Raw genomic sequence first — 19,478 nt, forward strand, 5'->3', positions numbered from 1 at the left:
GGCGCTCAACCGATTCCGGGGATGAGGGAGAGGAGCAGGTCGATGATCTTGATGCCGATGAAGGGGGCGACGAGCCCGCCGAGGCCGTAGATGCCGAGGTTGCGCCGCAGCATCCGGTCCGCGCTCATCGGCCGGTAGCGCACGCCCTTCAGGGCGAGCGGCACGAGGGCGATGATGATCAGCGCGTTGAAGATGACCGCGGAGAGGATCGCGGACTCCGGCGAGGCCAGGCCCATGATGTTGAGCTTGTCCAGGCTCGGGTACGCCACGGCGAACATGGCCGGGATGATCGCGAAGTACTTCGCGACGTCGTTGGCGATCGAGAAGGTCGTCAGCGCGCCCCGGGTGATGAGGAGTTGCTTGCCGATCTCGACGATCTCGATGAGCTTGGTCGGGTTGGAGTCGAGGTCGACCATGTTGCCGGCCTCCTTGGCGGCCGACGTGCCCGTGTTCATCGCGACACCGACGTCGGCCTGCGCGAGGGCGGGCGCGTCGTTGGTGCCGTCGCCCGTCATCGCGACCAGCTTGCCGCCGGCCTGCTCGCGTTTGATCAGCGCCATCTTGTCCTCGGGCGTGGCCTCGGCGAGGAAGTCGTCCACGCCCGCCTCGTCCGCGATGGCCTTGGCGGTCAGCGGGTTGTCGCCCGTGATCATGACGGTCTTGATGCCCATGCGGCGCAGCTCGTCGAACCGCTCGCGCATGCCCTCCTTGACGACGTCCTTGAGGTGGATCACCCCGAGGACCCGAGCGCCTCCGGCGTCCTCCAGGGCGACGAGCAGCGGTGTGCCGCCGGCCTGGGAGATCCGGTCGTTGAGGCGCTGCGCGTCCTCGGCGACCTCGCCGCCACGCTCCTTGACCCAGGCGATGACGGAACCGGTCGCGCCCTTGCGGACCTTGCGTCCGTCGACGTCCACGCCCGACATGCGGGTCTGGGCGGTGAACGGCACCCAGTCGGCGCCGGTCAGCTCGCCCTGGTGGCGTTCGCGCAGGCCGTACTTCTCCTTGGCGAGTACGACGATGGAGCGGCCCTCGGGCGTCTCGTCGGCCAGTGAGGAGAGCTGGGCGGCGTCGGCGAGCGCGGCCTCGGTGGTGCCCCGCACCGGCACGAACTCGGCGGCCTGGCGGTTGCCGAGGGTGATGGTGCCCGTCTTGTCCAGGAGCAGTGTCGAGACGTCGCCGGCGGCTTCGACGGCGCGTCCTGACATGGCCAGGACGTTGCGCTGGACCAGGCGGTCCATGCCCGCGATGCCGATGGCGGAGAGCAGGGCGCCGATGGTCGTCGGGATCAGGCAGACGAGCAGTGCGGTCAGGACGATCATCGAGGTCTGGTCGTCGGCCCCGGCGTAGATCGCGAAGGGCTTCAGCGTGACGACGGCGAGCAGGAAGACGATGGTGAGGGACGCGAGGAGGATGTTCAGCGCGATCTCGTTGGGCGTCTTCTGCCGGGCGGCGCCCTCGACCAGGTTGATCATGCGGTCGATGAACGTCTCGCCGGGCTTCGTCGTGATCTTGATGACGACGCGGTCGGAGAGGACCTTCGTACCGCCGGTGACGGCCGAGCGGTCGCCGCCGGACTCCCGGATGACGGGGGCCGATTCGCCGGTGATCGCGGACTCGTCGACGGAGGCCACGCCCTCGACGACGTCTCCGTCGCCGGGGATGATGTCGCCGGCCTCGCAGACGACCAGGTCGCCGATGCGCAGGCCGGTGCCGGGCACCGGCTCCTCGGTGCCGCCGGTCAGGCGGCGGGCGACGGTGTCGGTCTTGGCCTTGCGCAGGGTGTCCGCCTGCGCCTTGCCGCGGCCCTCGGCCACGGCCTCGGCGAGGTTGGCGAAGAGCGTGGTCAGCCAGAGCCAGGCGGTGATCGCCCAGCCGAACCAGTCGCCCGGGTCCTTGACCGCGAGCACGGTGGTGACCACCGAGCCGGCCAGGACGACGAACATGACCGGCGACTTGACCATGACGCGCGGGTTCAGTTTGCGGAAGGCGTCCGGCAGGGACTTCAGGAGCTGGGCGGGGTCGAAGAGACCCGCGCCGACCTTGCCGTCGTCGGCGGACTTGTGGCCGGTGGGGACGTCCTGGTGGGGGGCGCGCTCCGCGGTCGCGACCGCTGCCCCGCCCCGGTCGTCCCGTTCGTGCTGCGTGGTGTGAGTGCTCATGACGCCAGCCCCTCGGCAAGCGGTCCCAGCGCGAGCGCGGGGAAATAGGTGAGACCGGTGATGATCATGATGGTGCCGACCAGCAACCCGGTGAACAGCGGCTTCTCGGTACGCAGGGTGCCCGCGGTCGCCGGGATCGGCTTCTGTTCGGCCAGCGACCCGGCGAGCGCGAGGACGAAGACCATCGGCAGGAAGCGGCCGAGCAGCATGGCGAGACCGATGGTGCTGTTGAACCACTGCGTGTCGGCGTTGAGCCCTGCGAAGGCCGAACCGTTGTTGTTGGCCCCGGACGTGTAGGCGTACAGGATCTCGGAGAAGCCGTGCGCGCCGGAGTTCGTCATCGAGTCGCCCGGTGTGGGCAGGGCCATCGCGACGGCGGTGAAGCCGAGGACGAGGGCCGGGGTGATGAGGATGTAGCAGGCCGCGAGCTTGATCTCGCGGGTGCCGATCTTCTTGCCCAGGTACTCCGGCGTACGCCCGACCATGAGACCGGCGATGAACACCGCGATGATCGCCATGATCAGCATTCCGTAGAGGCCGGAGCCGACGCCGCCGGGGGCGATCTCACCGAGCTGCATGCCCAGCATGTCGATGCCGCCGCCGAAGCCGGTGTTGGAGGAGTGGAAGGAGTTGACCGCGCCGGTCGAGGTCAGCGTGGTGGCGACCGAGAAGATCGCCGAACCGCCGATCCCGAAGCGGGTCTCCTTGCCCTCCATCGCCCCGCCGGCCAGGTCGAACGCCGGGCCGCCGTGGTGGAACTCGGTCCACATCATCAGCGCGGTGAAGCCGAGCCAGATCGTCGCCATCGTGGCGAGGATCGCGTAGCCCTGGCGGACCGAGCCGACCATCGTGCCGAAGGTCCGCGTCAGCGCGAAGGGGATCACCAGGATCAGGAAGATCTCGAAGAGGTTCGAGAAGGCGTTGGGGTTCTCGAAGGGGTGGGCGGAGTTGGCGTTGAAGTAGCCGCCGCCGTTGGTGCCCAGCTCCTTGATGACCTCCTGGGAGGCGACCGCGCCGCCGTTCCACTGCTGCTCGCCGCCGGTGAACTGGCCGACCTCGTGGATCCCCGCGAAGTTCTGGATGGCTCCGCAGGCGACCAGGACGATCGCGCCGACGACGGCGATCGGGATCAGGATGCGGACGGTGCCGCGCACCAGGTCGGACCAGAAGTTGCCGAGTTCACCGGTGCGGGAGCGGGCGAAGCCGCGGACGAGAGCCACCGCCACGGCGATCCCCACGGCCGCCGAGACGAAGTTCTGCACGGCGAGGCCGCCGGTCTGCACGACGTGGCCCATGGCCTGTTCGCCGTAGTACGACTGCCAGTTGGTGTTCGCCACGAAGGACGCGGCGGTGTTGAACGCCTGGTCCGGGTCGATGGCCTTGAAGCCGAGCGAGCCGGGCAGCGAGCCCTGCAGGCGCTGCAGCAGGTAGAGGAAGAGGACACCGGCCGCGGAGAAGGCGAGGACGCCGCGCAGGTAGGCGGGCCAGCGCATCTCCGTGTCGGGGTCGGCACCGATGGCCTTGTAGATCCACTTCTCGACGCGAAGGTGCTTCTTCGAGCCGTAGACCCGGGTCATGTGGTCACCGAGCGGGCGGTATGCCAGAGCGAGCGCCGCTACGAGAGCGAGCAGCTGGAGCACACCGGCAAGGACGGGGCTCATATCCGTACTCAGAACCTCTCCGGGAAGACGAGGGCGAGGACGAGATAGCCCAGCAGGGCGACGGCCACGACGAGGCCGGCGATGTTCTCGGCGGTCACAGCTTGGTCACCCCCTTGGCGACGAGTGCCACCAGCGCGAAGACCGCGATCGTGGTGACGACGAAGGCCACGTCGGCCATCGTGAGCTCCTGAAGGAAGAAGTGGATGCGTGAATCACGTGCTCGGACGATTAGAGGAAACCGCCGTTTCGGCCGCCCGCGACCTGCGTTGACGCCCTCCATACGCCGCTTTCGGCCGTCTTGACGGCTCTCTTACGGTGCGCGGCGAGCTGCCCGGCAGGTCGGCTTCGGCGTCAGCCCCGGCCGGCCGGAATCCGCAGGCGCAGCCGGCAGATCACGGCGTCGGTGTCGCGCCGCACGGCGTGCGCGAGGACCGCGCCCCGCTGGTTGTGCAGGATCCGCTGCCAGGCGTGGGCGGGCTCCACCTCGGGGATCAGGACGGTGACGCGGGTACCGGGTGCGGCGGCCGCGACGGCGCGTACGTACGCGGCCACGGGGCGGCCCACGGCGCGCCGGGCGGAGGGCAGGCGGACCAGGTCCACGCCCGGGTTCCACAGGGCCCAGTCCCGCTCCAGGGCCTCGGCCTGCGCGCGGTCCTCGGCGTCGGCGTGGCAGACGGTCACGGCGCGGACCTCGTCGCCGAGGGAGACGGCTGCCGTCAGGGCCTCGCTGGTCAGGCGGGACAGGGAGGAGACGGGGACGATCACCAGGGAGCGGTCGCGGTGCGGGCAGTCGGGGACGCGGCCGAGGCCGAGACGTGCGCCGATCGCCGCGTAGGCGCGGTGGACCGCTTCGAACGCGGCGACGAGGACGGGCAGCGCGACCACGATCAGCCAGGCGCCGTCGTGGAACTTGGTGGCCGTCACGACGACCGCGCAGACCCCGGTGAGGACGGCGCCCAGGCCGTTGAGGACGGCCTTGCCGCGCCATCGCGGGCCGCGCTCGCGGCGCCAGTGGACGACCATGCCGCTCTGCGCGACGGTGAAGCCGACGAAGACGCCGATCGCGAAGAGCGGGACGAGGGTGTTGGTGTCGCCGCCGGAGAGGACGAGGAGCGCCGCGGAGACGCCGGCGAGGGTGAGGACGCCGTAGCGGTGGACCTGGCGGTCGGCCTTCAGGGCGAAGACGTGCGGCAGGTAGTTGTCGCGGGCGAGCAGCTTGAGGAGCACGGGCAGGCCGCCGAAGGAGGTGTTCGCGGAGAGGGCGAGCAGGATCATCGTGGCGAACTGGATGACGTAGAACGCCCCGTTGTGGCCGAGGGAGGCATCCGCGAGCTGGGCGAGGACGGTGACGCCCTCGACCGGCTGGAGGTGGAAGCGGGAGATCAGCACGGCGAGGCCGACCAGCATGACTCCCAGCACGGCGCCGAGGGCGATCTCGGCGTGCTGGGCGCGTTTGGCGCGCGGGGCGCGGAAGGACGGCACGGCGTTGGCGATGGCCTCGACGCCGGTGAGCGCGGAGCAGCCCGCGGCGAAGGCCTTCAACAGAAGCAGGGCGCCGACGGTGGTGGCGTTGTCCGCGACGACGGAGGCGTGGCCCTCGGCGGCCTCGGTGCTGAGGGGACCGGAGCGGAAGAGGCCGACGGTGATCAGGGTGAGCATCGAGAGGACGAAGACCGCGGTCGGGGCGAGGAAGGCCTTCGCGGAGTCGGCGATGCCGCGCAGGTTGACGGCGGTGACCAGGACGAGGACGGCCAGGCAGATCCAGAGCCGGTCGCCGTACAGGCCGGGGAAGGCCGAGGTGAGGGCGGCGACGCCGGCGGTCACGGCGACCGCGACGTTCAGGACGTAGTCCAGGACGAGGGAGGCGGCGGCGACCAGACTGGCGCGCCGGCCGAGGTGGGTCCTGGCCACGGCGTAGGAGCCGCCGCCGTCGGGGAAGGCCGCGATGACCTGGCGGTAGGAGGCGACGAGGACGGCGAGCAGGGCGGCTATCGCGAGGGTGACGGGCAGGGTGAAGCCGAGACCGTGGCCGCCGGCGGCGGCCAGCACGAGCACGATCGCCTCGGGGCCGTAGGCGACGGAGGCCATCGCGTCCAGGGAGAGCGCCGCGAGCCCCGTGACGGCGGTGAGCCGGTGGCGTTCACCGCCGTCGGGGGTGTCGGGCGGTTCCTCGTCGCGGGGTGCGGTTCCCGGCTCGGTGGTCAGGACGGACATGCGCGTACTCCTTCGGGGCCCGGGGCGGGGGCCCGGGTTCGAGGGCCCGGGTTCTAGGGGCCGGGGCCGGGCGGACGACAGGGCGCCCCGGTGCTCCGGGGCGGCGGACCCGTTCGTGGGCGGGTGCGCCCAGGTTCTGTCCGGTGCGGTGCGGCCGAGGGCTTCCCTTGCGCGTTCTTCGCGCGAAACGGCCCGGTCTTCACGGACTTCTGACGCCCCGGGGTGACGATGTGCGGATGACCGCGAAGTCCCCCCACCGCCTGCGTGCCTGGCTCCTCGACGGACTGACCGAGCGGACGGCGCGGCACCAGGGGCCGCACGGCACCCCGCCCGCCGAGCACGAGGGCCACCGGTGGTGGCGCGTGATGTGCCTGACCGGCGTCGACTACTTCTCCACGCTCGGCTATCAGCCGGGCATCGCGGCGCTGGCGGCCGGGCTGCTCTCGCCGCTCGCCACCCTCGTCCTGATCGCCCTGACGCTGCTCGGGGCGCTGCCCGTCTACCGGCGGGTGGCCAAGGAGTCCCCGCACGGCGAGGGCTCCATCCACATGCTGGAGCGGCTGCTGCCCTGGTGGTCGGGGAAGGTCTTCGTCCTGGTGCTGCTCGGCTTCGCCGCCACGGACTTCATCATCACCATCACCCTGTCGGCGGCCGACGCCGCCGCGCACGTCGTGGAGAACCCGTTCGCCCCGCACTGGCTGGACGGCGAGAACGTCCCGATCACCCTCGTCCTGGTCGCCGCGCTCGGCGCGGTCTTCCTCAAGGGCTTCCGCGAGGCGATCGGGGTCGCGGTGACGCTCGTCGGCGTCTTCCTGACGCTGAACCTCGTCGTCCTGGTGACCGCGGCCTGGCTGGTGCTCACCGAGCCCGTGCACGTCGAGGACTGGTGGAGCGCGATGACGGCCGAGCACTCCTCGCCGTTCGTGATGATCGGCGTGGCGCTGCTGGTCTTCCCGAAGCTGGCGCTCGGCATGTCCGGCTTCGAGACCGGGGTCGCGGTGATGCCGCAGGTGCGGGGCGATGTCACGGACACGTACGAGAAGCCGGCCGGGCGCATCCGTGACACCCGCAAGCTGCTGACCACGGCGGCCGTGATCATGAGCTGTTTCCTGCTGCTCTCCAGCCTGGCGACGACGATCCTCATCCCGCAGGACGACTTCAAGAAGGGTGGCCCGGCCAACGGGCGGGCCCTCGCCCACCTGGCGCACGAGCGCCTCGGCGAGGTGTTCGGCACGGTCTACGACGTCTCCACCATCGCGATCCTGTGGTTCGCCGGCGCCTCGGCGCTCGCCGGGCTGCTCAACATCGTGCCGCGCTATCTGCCGCGTTACGGCATGGCGCCCGAGTGGACGCGGGCGGTGCGGCCGCTGGTCCTCGTCTTCATGGCGGTCGCGGTCGGCATCACCCTCTGGTTCAACGCCGACGTCGACGCGCAGAGCGGCGCGTACGCCACCGGCGTCCTCGTCCTGATGCTCTCCGCCTCCTTCGCCTCGACCGTGGCGGTGCACCAACGGGGGCACCGCGGGGCGGCCGTCGGCTTCGGGCTGATCACCGCGGTGTTCGCGTACACACTGGTGACGAACGTGGTGGAACGGCCCGACGGCATCAAGATCGCGGCTCTGTTCATCCTCGCGATCGTGCTCACCTCCTTCGCCTCGCGCGTGCACCGCGCCTTCGAACTGCGCTCGGCGGGCGTGGAGTTCGACGAGGAGGCGGGCCGCATCATCGACGCGGCCGCCGCGGCGGGCCCGGTGCGGATCATCGCGAACGAGCCGCAGGAGCACAGCACCGCCGAGTACCGGGCCAAGGAGTACAGCCAGCGCGAGCACACCCACATCCCCGGCGGCAAGCCGGTGCTGTTCCTGGAGGTCTTCGTGCGCAACTCATCCGACTTCACCGCCGAGTTGAGGGTCCAAGGCGACGAGAAGCACGGTGCGCGCAGGCTGCGCGTGGCGGGGCCCGGGGTACCGAACACCATCGCGGCGGTCCTCATGAGCATCCGTGACCGCACGGGGCAGGTCCCCCACATCTACTTCAACTGGACCGAGGGCGATCCGCTCGGCCACCTCCTGCGCTTCCTGGTCTTCGGCGACGGCGAGGTCGCGCCGGTGACCCGCGAGGTGCTGCGGCGCGCGGAGTCGGACCCGGCGCGCAGGCCCTGGGTGCACGTGGGCTGAGCGCGCGCCCGCTCCCCCGGGCTGTTCGCGCGGCTCGGCCAGGCGGACCAGGGCGTCGCGCGCCGACGCGCGCTGCGCGTCGGCGAGCCGGAGGCCCGCGGCGCGGGTCAGCAGCCCCTCGGCGAGGCCGTCGTCGCCGAGGCGCCGGGCAGGTCCTCCTCGGAGTCGGCGAACAGGTCGGCCATGTGCAGGGCCTTCGCGAAGATCCGCGCGGGCACGGGACGGTGGGACTGGTCCTCGCCGGCCCGCTGCCCGACGCGGATGCTGTTGCCGCCGGGGTCGGTCATCGGGAACTGCCGCATGCCGTACGACATGTCCTCGATCGGTCCGATGCGGGGCAGGCCGCGGGTGGGGATCCTGCCGTGCGCCGCCTTCAGCCCGGCGCGGAAGGCGGTGTGCAGCGTCGCCACGTCGTCCGTGACGACGCAGCAGCCGGAGGACGACTGCTGGGGGTCGTACTCCTTCATGCCGAAGAACTGCAGCTCTGTGCTGCCGCGTTCGACGACGGCGTACGGGTACGGGCTCCACTGGAAGAAGGTCGTCTCGAAGCCCAGCACGGTGGAGAAGTCGACCACCGGCCGGATGGCCATGCACGGGAGGAGCGGGATCATTCTCCCGGCCATGCGACCCGGTCCAGTCAAACTTGCACAGGGAGCGTCAGGGCGTGCCCCGTCGTCACGTCCACGTGGTCCGGGATCTCGTCGTGACGGTCGCCGACCGTCGGCGTCCCGGTGGGCTCGAAGAGGAGGATGCGGGCTCCTCGCGGCGCGCAGGGCCGGTGCTCGGTGCCGCGCGGGACCGTGAAGACCGAGCCCTGCGCGAGCGTGACCCTGCGCTCCCCCGCCGGCTCGCGCAGGTCGATGTGCAGCTCGCCGCCGAGCACCAGGAAGAACTCGTCGGTGTCGTCGTGGACGTGCCAGACGTGTTCGCCCTCGACCTTGGCGACGCGTACGTCGTAGTCGTTGACGGAGGTGACGATGCGGGGGCTCCACAGGGCGTCGAAGGAGGCGAGGGCGCGGTCGAGGGAGACGGGTTCGTTGGGCATGGTGCGATCCTCCGCCGCGCACGGGAGCCTGCGTGAGTGCTAGAAATCGCACATGGCGCAAGAATCCTCTCACCCGGCCCCGGCCCCGGCCCCCGCCCCGGAGCCCGTCCCGGCAGCCACGCCGGGCCTCACGCCCCGGCCGCACCGCGTCGTCGTCATCGTCGACGAGAACTCCAATCCCTTCGAACTCGGCTGCGCGACCGAGGTGTTCGGACTGCGCAGGCCCGAACTGGGCCGGGAGCTGTACGACTTCGCGCTCTGCTCGCCGGAGCCCGGCACCCTGATGCGGGACGGCTTCTTCACACTCACCGGAGTGGCCGGGCTCGAAGCGGCCGACACCGCGGACACGGTGATCGTGCCCAACCGGCCGGACACCGACGTACCGCGGCGGCCCGCCGTCCTGGCCGCCGTCCGGCGGGCGCACGCGCGCGGCGCCCGCCTGGTGGGTTTCTGCAGCGGGGCGTTCACGCTCGCCGAGGCGGGGGTGCTCGACGGGCGCCGGGCCACCGCGCACTGGCAGTGGGCCGACTCCTTCAGGGAGCGGTTTCCGGCCGTGCGTCTCGAAGCGGACGTGCTCTTCGTGGACGACGGCGACATCCTCACCGCGGCGGGCAGTTCGGCCGCCCTGGACCTGGGCCTGCACATCGTGCGCCGCGACCACGGCGCCGAGGTCGCGGCCTCCGTGAGCAGGCGGCTCGTGTTCGCCGCCCACCGGGACGGCGGGCAGCGGCAGTTCGTGGAGCGGCCCGTGCCCGACGTGCCCGATGTCTCCCTCGCCCCGCTCCTCGCCTGGGCCCAGGAGCGGCTCGGCGAACCCGCGACACCGTCACCGGCCCCGCCCGTGCCCCTCACCGTGGCCTCGCTCGCGGCCCGCGCCGGGGTCAGCCCCGCGACCCTGCACCGCCGATTCCGCGCCCAGCTCGGCACCACCCCGCTGGCCTGGCTCACCGGCGAGCGCGTGACGCTGGCCTGCCGACTCATCGAGCGCGGCGAGGAGCGCCTCGACGTGGTCGCGCGCCGCAGCGGCCTCGGCACGGCGGCCAACCTGCGGGCCCGGCTGCGCCGCGAGACGGGGCTCAGCCCGTCCGACTACCGGCGCAGGTTCGGCCCCACCGCACCCGCGGCGGCTGGCCGGATCCCGGCTGCCGCCGCGGCCCGCACCCCGTGAAGACTGGCCTCCCCCACGCACCGGGCGCCGCCGCCCACCGCGCGCCCTCGCCACCGAGCAGAGGCGGACCGCCATGCCCAACGGAGCGCAGATCCTGATCAACGGCCTCGTGGACGGGGGCGTCCGCGCGTGCTTCGCCAACCCCGGCACCTCCGAGATGCACTTCGTGGCCGCCCTGGACCGGACGCCTGACCTGCGGCCCGTGCTGTGCCTGTTCGAAGGCGTGGCGACCGGCGCCGCCGACGGGTACGGGCGGATGACCGGACACCCCGCGTGCACCCTGCTCCACCTCGGTCCCGGACTGGCGGGCGGCCTGCCCAACCTGCACAACGCGCGGCGCGCGGCGACGCCCGTCGTCAACGTCGTCGGCGACCACGCCCTGGACCACAAGCGCCTCGACGCGCCCCTGGAGTCCGACATCGGGGCGCTCGCCCGCACCGTGTCGGCCTGGACCCGGCGTACGTACTGCGCCGCCGACATCGCCGGCGACGTCGCGGCCGCCGTCACCGCCGCGTGCGGGCCGCCCGGGGCCGTCTCCACGCTGATCGTGCCCGCCGACGTGTCCTGGACGCGGACGGACCGCCCCGCCGCCGCGGCACGCCCCGCCCCGCCGCGGCGCGGCCTGGTCTCCGTGGACGCCGTGACGAGTGCCGCGGGCGCGCTGCGGTCCGGCGAGGGCGTCGCCCTGCTGCTCGGCGGCGAGGCCGTACGCGGTGCCGGGCTCGCCGCGGCGGGGCGGATCGCCGCGGCGACGGGGGCGACGCTGCTGTGCGAGACCTTTCCCGCGCGCCTGGAGCGGGGCGCGGGGCGTCCCGCCGTCGAGCGCCTCGGCTACCTCGCGGCGGGCGCGCGGCGGCAACTGGCGGGCGTACGGCACCTGGTGCTCGCCGGAGCCGCGTCGCCGGTGGCCTTCTTCGCGTATCCGGAGCAGCGGGGCGTGCTGGTGCCCGAGGGCTGCGCGGTGCACGCCCTCGCGGCCGGCGCGGAGGACGTGACGGCGGCGCTCGAAGGGCTTGCCGAGGTGGTCGGGTCCGGCGCGGGGGTCACGCGGTCCGGCATGTCCGGCCTGTCCCCCCTGTCCGCGCCTGCCGGGCGGGAAGCGTGGGCCCGGCCCCCGCTGCCGACCGGTGACCTGACCGCCGAGTCGGCGGCCGCCGTGATCGGGGCGCTGCTGCCCGAGGACGCCGTCGTGGTCGACGAGGCCAACACCTCGGGCCTGTGGCTGCCCGGCGCGACCGCGGGCGCGCCACCGCACGACTGGCTGACGCTGACCGGCGGAGCGATGGGGCAGGGGCTGCCGCTCGCGGTGGGGGCGGGGGTGGCCTGTCCGGACCGGCCCGTGCTGACGCTGGTCGGGGACGGGGCATCCATGTACACGCTGCAGGCGCTGTGGACGCAGGCGCGGGAGGGGCTCGACGTCACGACCGTCGTCTTCGCCAACCGTTCGTACGCGATCCTCAATCTGGAGCTGGGGGCGGTGGGGGCGGTCGCCGAGGGCACGCGGTCCCGTCGACTTCTCGACCTGTCCGGACCCTCGCTCGACTTCGTCGCGCTGGCGCGCGGCATGGGGGTGCCCGCGGAACGGGCCACCACGGCCGAGGAGTTCGCGGTGCTGCTGAAGCGGGGGCTCGCGGAACCGGGACCGTTTCTCGTGGACTGTGTGGTGCCGGCGCTGGGGTGAGTGCGGGGTTCCTTGGCCCGGCCCGTCACCGGCTCCGCCGAGTTCGCCCTCAGACGCCGGACGGGCCGGAACTCCTCATGTGTCCCACACGCTCTCGTGGCCGCGGTGCGCCCCCGTCAGGCCGTTCGCGAAGAACGTGTCGTAGTACTCCGTCTCCACGTGGTGGACCTGCAGCCACACCCCCGGTACGTGGATCGCGTCCGTGTGGGCGGGGAAGCGGCGGTGTGTCGTGAGGATGTACTCACAGATGTCCCGTGCGCAGTCGATCACCCGGTCCTCGTACGCGCTCGCCTCCGCCAGGTACCGCCCGCCGTATCCCTCCTTGTAGATGCGGGTGAAGACGTCCTTGTCGTCGTAGACGCCGCCGGGGCCGAACTTGGCGCGGATCACCGCGTCGACCGCCTCGCTCATCGTGCGGTGCGCGGGTGGGCACGCCGCCTCGATGAGGGGTTCGCCCGTGGGTGAGCGCAGGCCGACCGGGTGGGAGCGCAGGGCCGCGTACTTGGGAAGCGGGACGTGCCAGCGCCACACGTCCGGCAGGCGCCAGCGCGGGGTGACGAAGGTGAAGCCGAGCATCCTGCCGTAGGCGCGGGAGAACTTCGGGTCACCGAGGGCGATCTGCGGGTTGACGGAGGCGTGGATCCAGGCGCCGAGGCCCATCGCCTCGGCGGTCAGCATCAGGTTCTGCAGGAGCAGGTCCGCCTCGATCTGGGTGCGCAGCGGGCCGAGGGCGCCCAGCGGCAGCTTCAGGTCGCCGTTGAGGAAGCCGTTGCGGACCCACTTCCGCACGCCGGCGGGACGGTGGAAGTTGCGGTCGTCGACCAGGGTGGGGCGGGCGTCGTCGGGCTGGGTGAGCAGGTACATCAGGGCGTTGACGTACTGGTGGGAGAGGTCCACGACCGGGAAGAGGAGCGTGGTGCCGGGGAGGTTGGACAGGAAGCGGTTCGAGTCCAGGTAGGCGGGAAAGTCGCGCAGGCCGTCGGCGACGTCCAGGCGGTGGTCCAGGACGCGGACCTTGGCCTGCCGGGCGCGCGCCACCAGGCCGGCCGCGTCGAGGGGTTCGGACGGCGCGGGCGGCAGTCTGCGCAGGAAGTACGTGCCGGAGTCGTTGATCAGGAAGAAGTGCGTGCCCTGGGCGTTGTCGGGGCTGCCCGCGGTGCGGCCCGCCATCGTCATGTTGGGCTTGGCCATGATGGGCTTGCCGTCGCGCGGGTCGTCGAAGGGCCGGTCCGGCATGGTCAGTCCGGTACAGCCGGTCAGCGCGATCAGCACCGCCTCCTCCAGTTCGGTCAGGGGGCGCGGAGCGTGCGGCGAGCGGTAGCTCATCGAGCCCGCGGGGACGGCGGCGCCGCGGCTCACCCGGTGGGTGCGGCGGCGCCAGACCGTCTCCAGGAGGGGCCTGGAGAACAGGTCGTCCAGGCCCGGGTGGCCGAAGCCGCCGTCAGCCGCCGGCACGTGCGCTCCCGTCGCTCACCGGCTGCACCTGGCGCCAGGGCGCGAACGCGCTCGCGCCACGCGGCAGCAGGCCCGCGAGTTCGGGGCAGTGGCGCAGCAGGACGGAGTTCATGCCGCCCTTCTGAACCCAGTCGATGCCGAGCGGCGTGTAGATCTCGGGGCGGAAGTCGACGGTCAGGAAGCGGTCGCTCTGCAGCCGCCGGGTGGCCATCAGGATGAAGATGCGGAAGGCCGTGTCGCTGAAGCCGAAGCCGTGCGGCGGGTTCTCGGCGAACAGGCCGACGACGGTGTCGATCTCGTCGACCGAGCGGTAGACGTCCCTGAGCGCGGCGACGGTGCCGGGGTCCTGCGACAGGTCCTCGAAGCGGCGGATGCGCTGCTTGTGCAGGCCCGCGCGGAAGTCGTTGTAGCGGGGCACGCCGCGCCTGCGGGTGCGGACGAGGTCGACGACGGACAGGTCGATGATCTCCCCGTCGCGCTCGAAGTGCTGGAGGGCGTGCGGGAAGTTGTGCAGGGTGATCGCGCCCGGGTGGGCGATGCCGAAGGAGTACAGGGCGTCGGCGAGTCCCGTCTTGCGGATGGCGGCCTCGGCGGCGGCGCCCTGGATGTCGCGGAAGCCGAGGGTCTCCACACGCTGCCCGAAGTGGTGCTCGCGCATCTCGAAGTCGTCGGGGATCAGCGGGTGCATGCGGTAGACGGTGACGAAGTCCTCGGTCAGCGAGTACGGGGCGCCGTGGTGGTCCGGCAGCGTCGCGGGGATGCCCGTCAGCGAGTGGGCCTCGAAGAGCCAGAGGCCGAGCTTGTTGAGCCAACTGCTGGGCGGTCCTTCCCAGTTGGTGCGCAGGCCGATGTCGATGGCCTCGGTGGCGAGGACCGCCGGGGTCCACTCCACCGTGTGGATCTTGGCGATGAGGGCGGAGACGACGAGGCGCGCCGTGTGGTAGACGCTCTCCTCGCCCATCGAGGGGTAGGCGTGCCGCAGCGCGTCGCAGACCGCGTTGTGCTCGCGGGCGAAGAGGGTGTGCAGGGCGCTGAGGCCCAGCCACCAGCTCTCGGCGAAGCCGGTGAGGGGGATGCCGTTCTGGCCGATGGGCAGGTGGCCCTCGTCCAGGCGGAGGGTGGCGCCACCACCCGGCTCGCGCAGGAACCGTGCGGTGTGTTCGTTCTCTCCGTACACCTCGGAGCCGTCCCACCAGTGCGACGCGGTGTTGGCGAAGAGGAGCGGCGGCTGGTCCCCGGGCAGTTCGATGCCCTCGTCGTCGGCGAAGCGCATCACGTGCTCGGCGGGCCCGCCGGGCGTGTTGAACCAGGTGGTGCCGGGCGGCAGCGGAACCTCGACGGCCTTGCCGCCCGGCTTGTGGCGGCGGTGGTTGACCCAGTCGTGGACCTGGAACTGGATCCAGGCCGCGGCCAGGACGTTCAGCGAGGTGGCGGGCAGGAAGGTGTCGCGGTGCAGCAGTCGGCGGCTGACCGTGACCGGGTTCGGGACGTCGAAGAGGTCGGGCCGGTAGACCGGCTTGAGGTTGCGGCCGAAGGCGGCGCCCACGGCGCCCATGGTGGGCTTGGACAGGTCGTTGTACGTCCCGTCGAAGGAGCGGACGGTGCGCAGCTGTTCGTCGAAGGGGGCGGGTGCGGGCCCGGTCTTCGGGGGCGCCTCGGGCACGTCGGTGTCGATGAGGTTGTGGCGGCGCAGCGCCTTGCGGAGGAAGACGAGGTTGAGCAGGCCCGCGTCCACGGGCAGCTTGTGCCAGGGCACGGAGCGGTTCAGGAGCCGGAAGACGGCACCGAGGGGCGCGCCGAGCACCTTGTTGCGCAGCGGTTCGCCGGTGACGAAGCGCAGGCCTTCCCGGTACGCGGCGCCGGCCTCGTAGGCGGCCTTGCGGGCGCGGTTGAGGTTGCCGAGCGGGCGGAAGTCCTCGGTGCTGAACCAGGGGTTGAACCCGGTCGCCTCGACACGTCGGGCGGCGCCGCGCGCCTCGGCGGTGTCGAGGTCCTGGCTCGGCACGGTGAGCCGGGCGACGGGCACGGCGGGGGCGACGGACTCCAGCCACTCCACGGCGCCGTGCTCGACGGGGGTGCGGCGGCCGTCGACGTAGCGCTGCACGCACAGGTCGAAGGTGATGTCCTGGCGGGCCAGGCGGGTCTCCAGCTCCCTGCGCAGGTACTGCGGGTCGCGGCGTCCGGGGTCGGACGTGCCGGCGGCGCCGCTGATGCCGCCGACCCCGCCGACCCCGCTCACTCCGCTGTCAACAGGACGCAGCAGGTAGCGGACCGGGCCCGCCTCGCCCCACAGGATGGCGCTGCGGCTCCAGTACGTCTCGGCCGCGAGGCTGTGCACGGGGTGCCGGGTGGCGGCCCGGATGTTGCGGCGCATGCGGGCGGCCGAGGTGAGGCCGACGGCGAGCGGGAGTGTGACGAAGAGGCCGACGGCCTTGCGCAGCGTGGTCGTGGCGCCCGCCATGGCCTTGGCGAAGGCCACGAACTCGCGGGCGTCGCGGGCGTGCGAGACGGGGTGGTTGGTGGCGAGCAGGTCGTGGCTCTCCTCGGCCGAGACCGTCACGCGCACGGCGGCGCCGCGCAGGTCGGGCGCCCCGTCGGCCTGCCGGATGCCGGCGGCGTTGGAGAGCCGCAGGGTCGCCGGGTAGTCGGCGCCGGGCTGTGCGAAGCCGTGGCGAAGGTCCTCGGGGAGGTCGTCGAAGAAGCGCAGGCGGGCGTTCTGCACGCCGAGCGCCGCCTTGGCGTGCAGGGCCCGCTCCACACCCGCGGCCCGCGCCGCGCGGCGGTTCTTCTCCTGGACCTTCATCAGTTCCAGGGCCAGGCGCTCGAAGAGCCGGCGCTCCGCTTCAGGGCTGCCGCCCAGGTAGCGCTCGTAGCTCTGCTGATGCTGTCCGGTGTCGGCCATCGGGCGCCTCTTCCTTCGCACAGCTGGTTGCGGACTGCGTACGGACAGGTGGGCAGGCAGACACTATTGGCGGCGTCGGCCGGCCGCAGCGGCGGTTCCCGCCTATGTGCACGGCCCCTGAGCCGCCTCGAACTGGCGGCCGGGCCAGGGCGTTTGGGCCCGTGGGCGGCCCGCCCGCACCCTCGGCGGACGGGCGCCGGGCCTGCCGCGCACCCCGGGTGAATCCCCGCTCCCCAGCAGCCCCACGCGCGCGGGGTGCGCGATGGCCGGGTCCCGACGGGTGCGGGCGGCCGGTGCGCCGTCGAGTTGACGGTGCGCCGGGGTGGTGGTGTGCTCGCACCTCCGGTGCAGCCACCGCTCGTTGTGGGGGACGCCATGCGGGACGACTTCGCCAGGGGACCGGGCTTCGCCGAGCTGCGGCCGCTCAAGGAGCCCACCGGGGGCGGTCCCGGCCGGCCCGGCTTCCCCGTCCACGAGCACCTGGCGGACCTGCTGGCCGCGGACCGGGGCAAGCCGGACACCGAGGGCCCCGTCCCGCACACGATGGCGACCTGTGCCGCGTACGCGTACGCCGGTGCCGGGCGGGTCGGCGACCCGAGGACCGTCGCCATGATCATGTCCCGGCTCGGTCTGGAGGAGAACCGCTGCCGGCTCTTCGAGCAGCGCGTGGACGCCATGTACATCGCGTCGGCCGCGTACCTGATCCAGGACAGGGACCGGCGCGTGGTGATCCTCTGCTACCGAGGCACCCAGCCCGAGGACATCATCAGCATCCTCACCGACGCCGACGTGCACCCCGAGACGCTCTCCGTGGACCTCGCGGGCGAGCGCCACCAGGTGCACGCGGGCTTCTACCGCAACATGCGCGCCACCCGGCACCTGGTCATGCAGGCCCTGGTCAGGGCGGCGCGCGGCGAGTCGGTCGACCCCACGGAGAAGGGCGTACGGGGGGACGGCATGGAGGCGCTGTACATCACGGGGCACAGCCTCGGCGGGGCGATGGCGGCCCTGATGGGCGTCGTACTGGCCCACGAGCCGCGCTACCAGGACGTCGCCGACCGCCTGCGGGCCGTCTACACCTTCGGCCAACCGCTGCTCGGCGGGCCCGAGTTGGCGGCCGCCTGCGCGCGGGCGACCGACCACCGCGGCGAGCACGTGCTGGGCGAACGGCTGCTCCGCTACATCTTCGACCGTGACGTCGTGCCCGCGCTGCCGCCGCGGCCCGTCGGCCCCTACGCCCCCTTCGGCCGCGAGTTCCACTACCGCAGGCCGCGCGGCGTCGCGGAGGGGGCGCTCGCCCTCGCCGCGGAGACCGCGATCGACACGGTGTCGCTCCCCGGGGACCTGCTGCGCGGGCAGCTGCGGAGCATGGCGGGGCGCAGGGCGCGGGCAGCCGGGCGCTCGCTGGCCGCGCTCGCCCGGGGGCCGCGGGAGGGCGGCTGGGCCGAGGTGCGCGATCCTGGCCTGCACTATCCGCAGATGGACAGCCTGGCGGGGCTCGCCGTGGTCGCGCCGCTGGCGTTCTTCGCGGCACGCCTCGCGCTGACCCGGACGATCCCCTTCACGTACTCCTTCGAGGACCACGGCCCGGGGCACTACGTCAACGCGCTGGCTCCGCCCGGGGTGCTCAGCGAGTACGGCGACGTGCTGTGACGCACCGTCCCGCGGCGGCTCCCGCGACCGCTCGTTCTACCCGATCTATTCGGTCTACCCGATCTACTCGATCTACTCGATGAACGTGCCGTCGACGTACACCCACGCCCCGTCGACCCGTTCGAACCGGCTGCGTTCGTGCAGGGAGTCAGGGCGGCCGCCGTCGGTGTACCGGGCCCGGAACGTCACCGTGCCGGTGGTGTGGAACGCGGTGCCCTCGGACGTCGCACCGATCTCCAGGCCCACCCAGCGCAGCGCCGGGTCGAACTCCACGCGGGGCGGCCGGGTGCGCGGGTGCCAGCTGCGCAGCAGGTAGTCCTCGTCCCGCACGGCGAAGGCGCTGTAGCGGGAGCGCATCAGCTCTTCGGGGGTGCTCGCCGCGGCTTCACCCCGGTGCAGCCTGCCGCAGCACGTGTCGTACGGCTGGGGGTGCCCGCAGGGGCAGGGCGTGGCGGTGGGGCGTGCGGCGCGTCGGGACATGGCACCCATTCTCGCCGACCCGGGGCGGCGGTCCGGAGCAGGGGGCGGCGTGGGGCAGGAGGCGGCGCGGCACAGGAGGCGGCGCGGCACAGGAGGTGCGGGGCAGGAGGCGGCGCGGCGGGCCCGGCCTCAGGGCGCGAGGACGTCCAGCTCCTCCAGGGCGCCCAGGGCGATCTCGCGCGTCAGCGCCTCGGCACGGACCGCGTCGCCCTCCCTGACGGCCTCGGCGACCTTGACGTGCAGGGTGACGGCGGGCGGGTCCGGGTCCTCGAACATCACCTGGTGGGCGGTGCGGCCGGTCAGGACCTCGGCGACGACATCGCCGAGGCGGGCGAACATCTCGTTGCCGGACGCGTTGAGGATGACCCGGTGAAAGGCGACGTCGTGCTTCAGGTAGCCCTCCAGCTGGTGGCCGCGCGAGTGGGCGACCATGCCGAGGGCGCACTCGGTGAGCTCCGCGCACTGCTCGGCCGTGGCGTACCGGGCGGCGAGGCCCGCGGCGACCGGCTCGACGGCGGAGCGCAGGACGGTCAGGGAGCGCAGCTGGCGGGGCCGGTCGGCGCCGGCCAGGCGCCACCTGATGACCTGGGGGTCGTAGACGTTCCACTCCTCGGTGGGCAGCACCGTCACGCCCACCCGGCGGCGGGACGCGACCAGGTGCATGGACTCCAGGACCCGGACCGCCTCCCGCATCACGGAGCGGGACACCTCGAAGCGCTGGCCCAGCTCGTCGGTGCGCAACACGCTGCCCGGCGGATACTCGCCCGCGGTGATGGCGGGCCCGAGGCTTTCCAGTACGCGGGAGTGCAGCCCTCGGGCAGGTGCGGTCATGCCGAAAGCCTACGAGGAAGAGGCCGGGAACAATAAGTCAGACTTTTATGTC

The 19,478-nt window shown here is 72.6% G+C and carries 15 protein-coding genes; 4 read left to right on the plus strand and 11 right to left on the minus strand.

Features of this window, described 5'->3' with window-relative positions; translation table 11 throughout:
* Positions 1 to 5: 5 nt before the first annotated feature.
* From kdpB to ACZ592_RS22430, 5 genes are all read right to left on the minus strand, one after another.
* Positions 6 to 2,159 carry a potassium-transporting ATPase subunit KdpB gene (gene kdpB, locus ACZ592_RS22410; RefSeq protein ID WP_471583345.1) on the minus strand — a complete coding sequence of 718 codons (2,154 nt, stop codon included), beginning with the start codon at positions 2,157 to 2,159 and terminating at the stop codon, positions 6 to 8.
* Positions 2,156 to 3,820: a potassium-transporting ATPase subunit KdpA gene (gene kdpA / locus ACZ592_RS22415; protein WP_471583346.1), complete on the minus strand. Its 1,665-nt coding sequence runs from the start codon at positions 3,818 to 3,820 to the stop codon at positions 2,156 to 2,158. Before kdpA ends, kdpB begins: the two co-directional genes overlap by 4 nt.
* Before the next feature lie 8 nt (positions 3,821 to 3,828).
* The gene (kdpF, locus tag ACZ592_RS22420) at positions 3,829 to 3,918 is read right to left on the minus strand and encodes a K(+)-transporting ATPase subunit F (protein WP_471583347.1); all 90 of its coding nucleotides are present in this window, start codon (positions 3,916 to 3,918) and stop codon (positions 3,829 to 3,831) included.
* Positions 3,915 to 4,100 carry a hypothetical protein gene (locus tag ACZ592_RS22425; RefSeq protein WP_471583348.1) on the minus strand — a complete coding sequence of 62 codons (186 nt, stop codon included), beginning with the start codon at positions 4,098 to 4,100 and terminating at the stop codon, positions 3,915 to 3,917. Before ACZ592_RS22425 ends, kdpF begins: the two co-directional genes overlap by 4 nt.
* 71 nt (positions 4,101 to 4,171) lie before the next feature.
* Entirely contained in the window at positions 4,172 to 6,034 is a 1,863-nt protein-coding gene (locus ACZ592_RS22430) for an APC family permease (RefSeq protein WP_471583349.1), read from the minus strand.
* Between the two features lie 236 nt (positions 6,035 to 6,270).
* Here ACZ592_RS22430 and ACZ592_RS22435 point away from each other — a divergent pair, with 236 nt between their 5' ends.
* The gene (locus ACZ592_RS22435; RefSeq protein WP_471583350.1) at positions 6,271 to 8,211 is read left to right on the plus strand and encodes an APC family permease; all 1,941 of its coding nucleotides are present in this window, start codon (positions 6,271 to 6,273) and stop codon (positions 8,209 to 8,211) included.
* 107 nt (positions 8,212 to 8,318) lie between these two features.
* Here the strand turns inward: ACZ592_RS22435 and ACZ592_RS22440 are convergent, their stop codons facing one another.
* Both ACZ592_RS22440 and ACZ592_RS22445 read right to left on the minus strand, forming a co-directional pair.
* Entirely contained in the window at positions 8,319 to 8,801 is a 483-nt protein-coding gene (locus ACZ592_RS22440) for a VOC family protein (protein ID WP_471583351.1), read from the minus strand.
* Positions 8,802 to 8,848: 47 nt separating this feature from the next.
* Positions 8,849 to 9,256 carry a cupin domain-containing protein gene (locus tag ACZ592_RS22445; RefSeq protein WP_471583352.1) on the minus strand — a complete coding sequence of 136 codons (408 nt, stop codon included), beginning with the start codon at positions 9,254 to 9,256 and terminating at the stop codon, positions 8,849 to 8,851.
* 52 nt (positions 9,257 to 9,308) lie between these two features.
* Between ACZ592_RS22445 and ACZ592_RS22450 the strand changes: the two genes are divergently transcribed.
* Positions 9,309 to 10,424: a helix-turn-helix domain-containing protein gene (locus ACZ592_RS22450; protein ID WP_471583353.1), complete on the plus strand. Its 1,116-nt coding sequence runs from the start codon at positions 9,309 to 9,311 to the stop codon at positions 10,422 to 10,424.
* Between the two features lie 73 nt (positions 10,425 to 10,497).
* Positions 10,498 to 12,105, plus strand: a complete 1,608-nt coding sequence (locus ACZ592_RS22455) for an acetolactate synthase large subunit (RefSeq protein WP_471583354.1) — start codon at positions 10,498 to 10,500, stop codon at positions 12,103 to 12,105.
* Between the two features lie 75 nt (positions 12,106 to 12,180).
* On the opposite strand, the gene ACZ592_RS22460 is transcribed toward ACZ592_RS22455, so the two are convergent.
* Together ACZ592_RS22460 and ACZ592_RS22465 are read right to left on the minus strand one after the other, a co-directional pair.
* Positions 12,181 to 13,560 carry a hypothetical protein gene (locus tag ACZ592_RS22460; protein ID WP_471583355.1) on the minus strand — a complete coding sequence of 460 codons (1,380 nt, stop codon included), beginning with the start codon at positions 13,558 to 13,560 and terminating at the stop codon, positions 12,181 to 12,183.
* Complete coding sequence (locus ACZ592_RS22465; protein WP_471583356.1) at positions 13,547 to 16,462, minus strand: peroxidase family protein; 2,916 nt, start codon at positions 16,460 to 16,462, stop codon at positions 13,547 to 13,549. The genes ACZ592_RS22460 and ACZ592_RS22465 overlap by 14 nt, the downstream gene beginning before the upstream one ends.
* Positions 16,463 to 16,837: 375 nt before the next feature.
* Between ACZ592_RS22465 and ACZ592_RS22470 the strand changes: the two genes are divergently transcribed.
* A complete protein-coding gene (locus tag ACZ592_RS22470; RefSeq protein ID WP_471583357.1) occupies positions 16,838 to 18,115 on the plus strand; it encodes a lipase family protein in 1,278 nt (425 codons plus the stop codon).
* Positions 18,116 to 18,187: 72 nt separating this feature from the next.
* Here the strand turns inward: ACZ592_RS22470 and ACZ592_RS22475 are convergent, their stop codons facing one another.
* Together ACZ592_RS22475 and ACZ592_RS22480 are read right to left on the minus strand one after the other, a co-directional pair.
* The gene (locus tag ACZ592_RS22475; RefSeq protein ID WP_471583358.1) at positions 18,188 to 18,595 is read right to left on the minus strand and encodes a YchJ family protein; all 408 of its coding nucleotides are present in this window, start codon (positions 18,593 to 18,595) and stop codon (positions 18,188 to 18,190) included.
* Between the two features lie 129 nt (positions 18,596 to 18,724).
* Positions 18,725 to 19,426, minus strand: a complete 702-nt coding sequence (locus ACZ592_RS22480; protein WP_471583359.1) for a FadR/GntR family transcriptional regulator — start codon at positions 19,424 to 19,426, stop codon at positions 18,725 to 18,727.
* Positions 19,427 to 19,478: the final 52 nt, after the last annotated feature.

This window comes from Streptomyces sp. NPDC040622, assembly GCF_055593965.1.

Bases quoted from the DNA above. Each gene is read 5' to 3' on its own strand.
- ACZ592_RS22445 (WP_471583352.1), bottom strand. From the start codon at position 9,256: ATGCCCAACGAACCCGTCTCCCTCGACCGCGCCCTCGCCTCCTTCGAC.
- kdpA (WP_471583346.1), bottom strand. From the start codon at position 3,820: ATGAGCCCCGTCCTTGCCGGTGTGCTCCAGCTGCTCGCTCTCGTAGCG.
- ACZ592_RS22430 (WP_471583349.1), bottom strand. From the start codon at position 6,034: ATGTCCGTCCTGACCACCGAGCCGGGAACCGCACCCCGCGACGAGGAA.
- ACZ592_RS22470 (WP_471583357.1), top strand. From the start codon at position 16,838: ATGCGGGACGACTTCGCCAGGGGACCGGGCTTCGCCGAGCTGCGGCCG.
- ACZ592_RS22425 (WP_471583348.1), bottom strand. From the start codon at position 4,100: ATGGAGGGCGTCAACGCAGGTCGCGGGCGGCCGAAACGGCGGTTTCCT.
- ACZ592_RS22450 (WP_471583353.1), top strand. From the start codon at position 9,309: ATGGCGCAAGAATCCTCTCACCCGGCCCCGGCCCCGGCCCCCGCCCCG.
- ACZ592_RS22465 (WP_471583356.1), bottom strand. From the start codon at position 16,462: ATGGCCGACACCGGACAGCATCAGCAGAGCTACGAGCGCTACCTGGGC.
- ACZ592_RS22475 (WP_471583358.1), bottom strand. From the start codon at position 18,595: ATGTCCCGACGCGCCGCACGCCCCACCGCCACGCCCTGCCCCTGCGGG.
- ACZ592_RS22440 (WP_471583351.1), bottom strand. From the start codon at position 8,801: ATGGCCATCCGGCCGGTGGTCGACTTCTCCACCGTGCTGGGCTTCGAG.
- ACZ592_RS22480 (WP_471583359.1), bottom strand. From the start codon at position 19,426: ATGACCGCACCTGCCCGAGGGCTGCACTCCCGCGTACTGGAAAGCCTC.
- ACZ592_RS22455 (WP_471583354.1), top strand. From the start codon at position 10,498: ATGCCCAACGGAGCGCAGATCCTGATCAACGGCCTCGTGGACGGGGGC.
- ACZ592_RS22435 (WP_471583350.1), top strand. From the start codon at position 6,271: ATGACCGCGAAGTCCCCCCACCGCCTGCGTGCCTGGCTCCTCGACGGA.
- kdpB (WP_471583345.1), bottom strand. From the start codon at position 2,159: ATGAGCACTCACACCACGCAGCACGAACGGGACGACCGGGGCGGGGCA.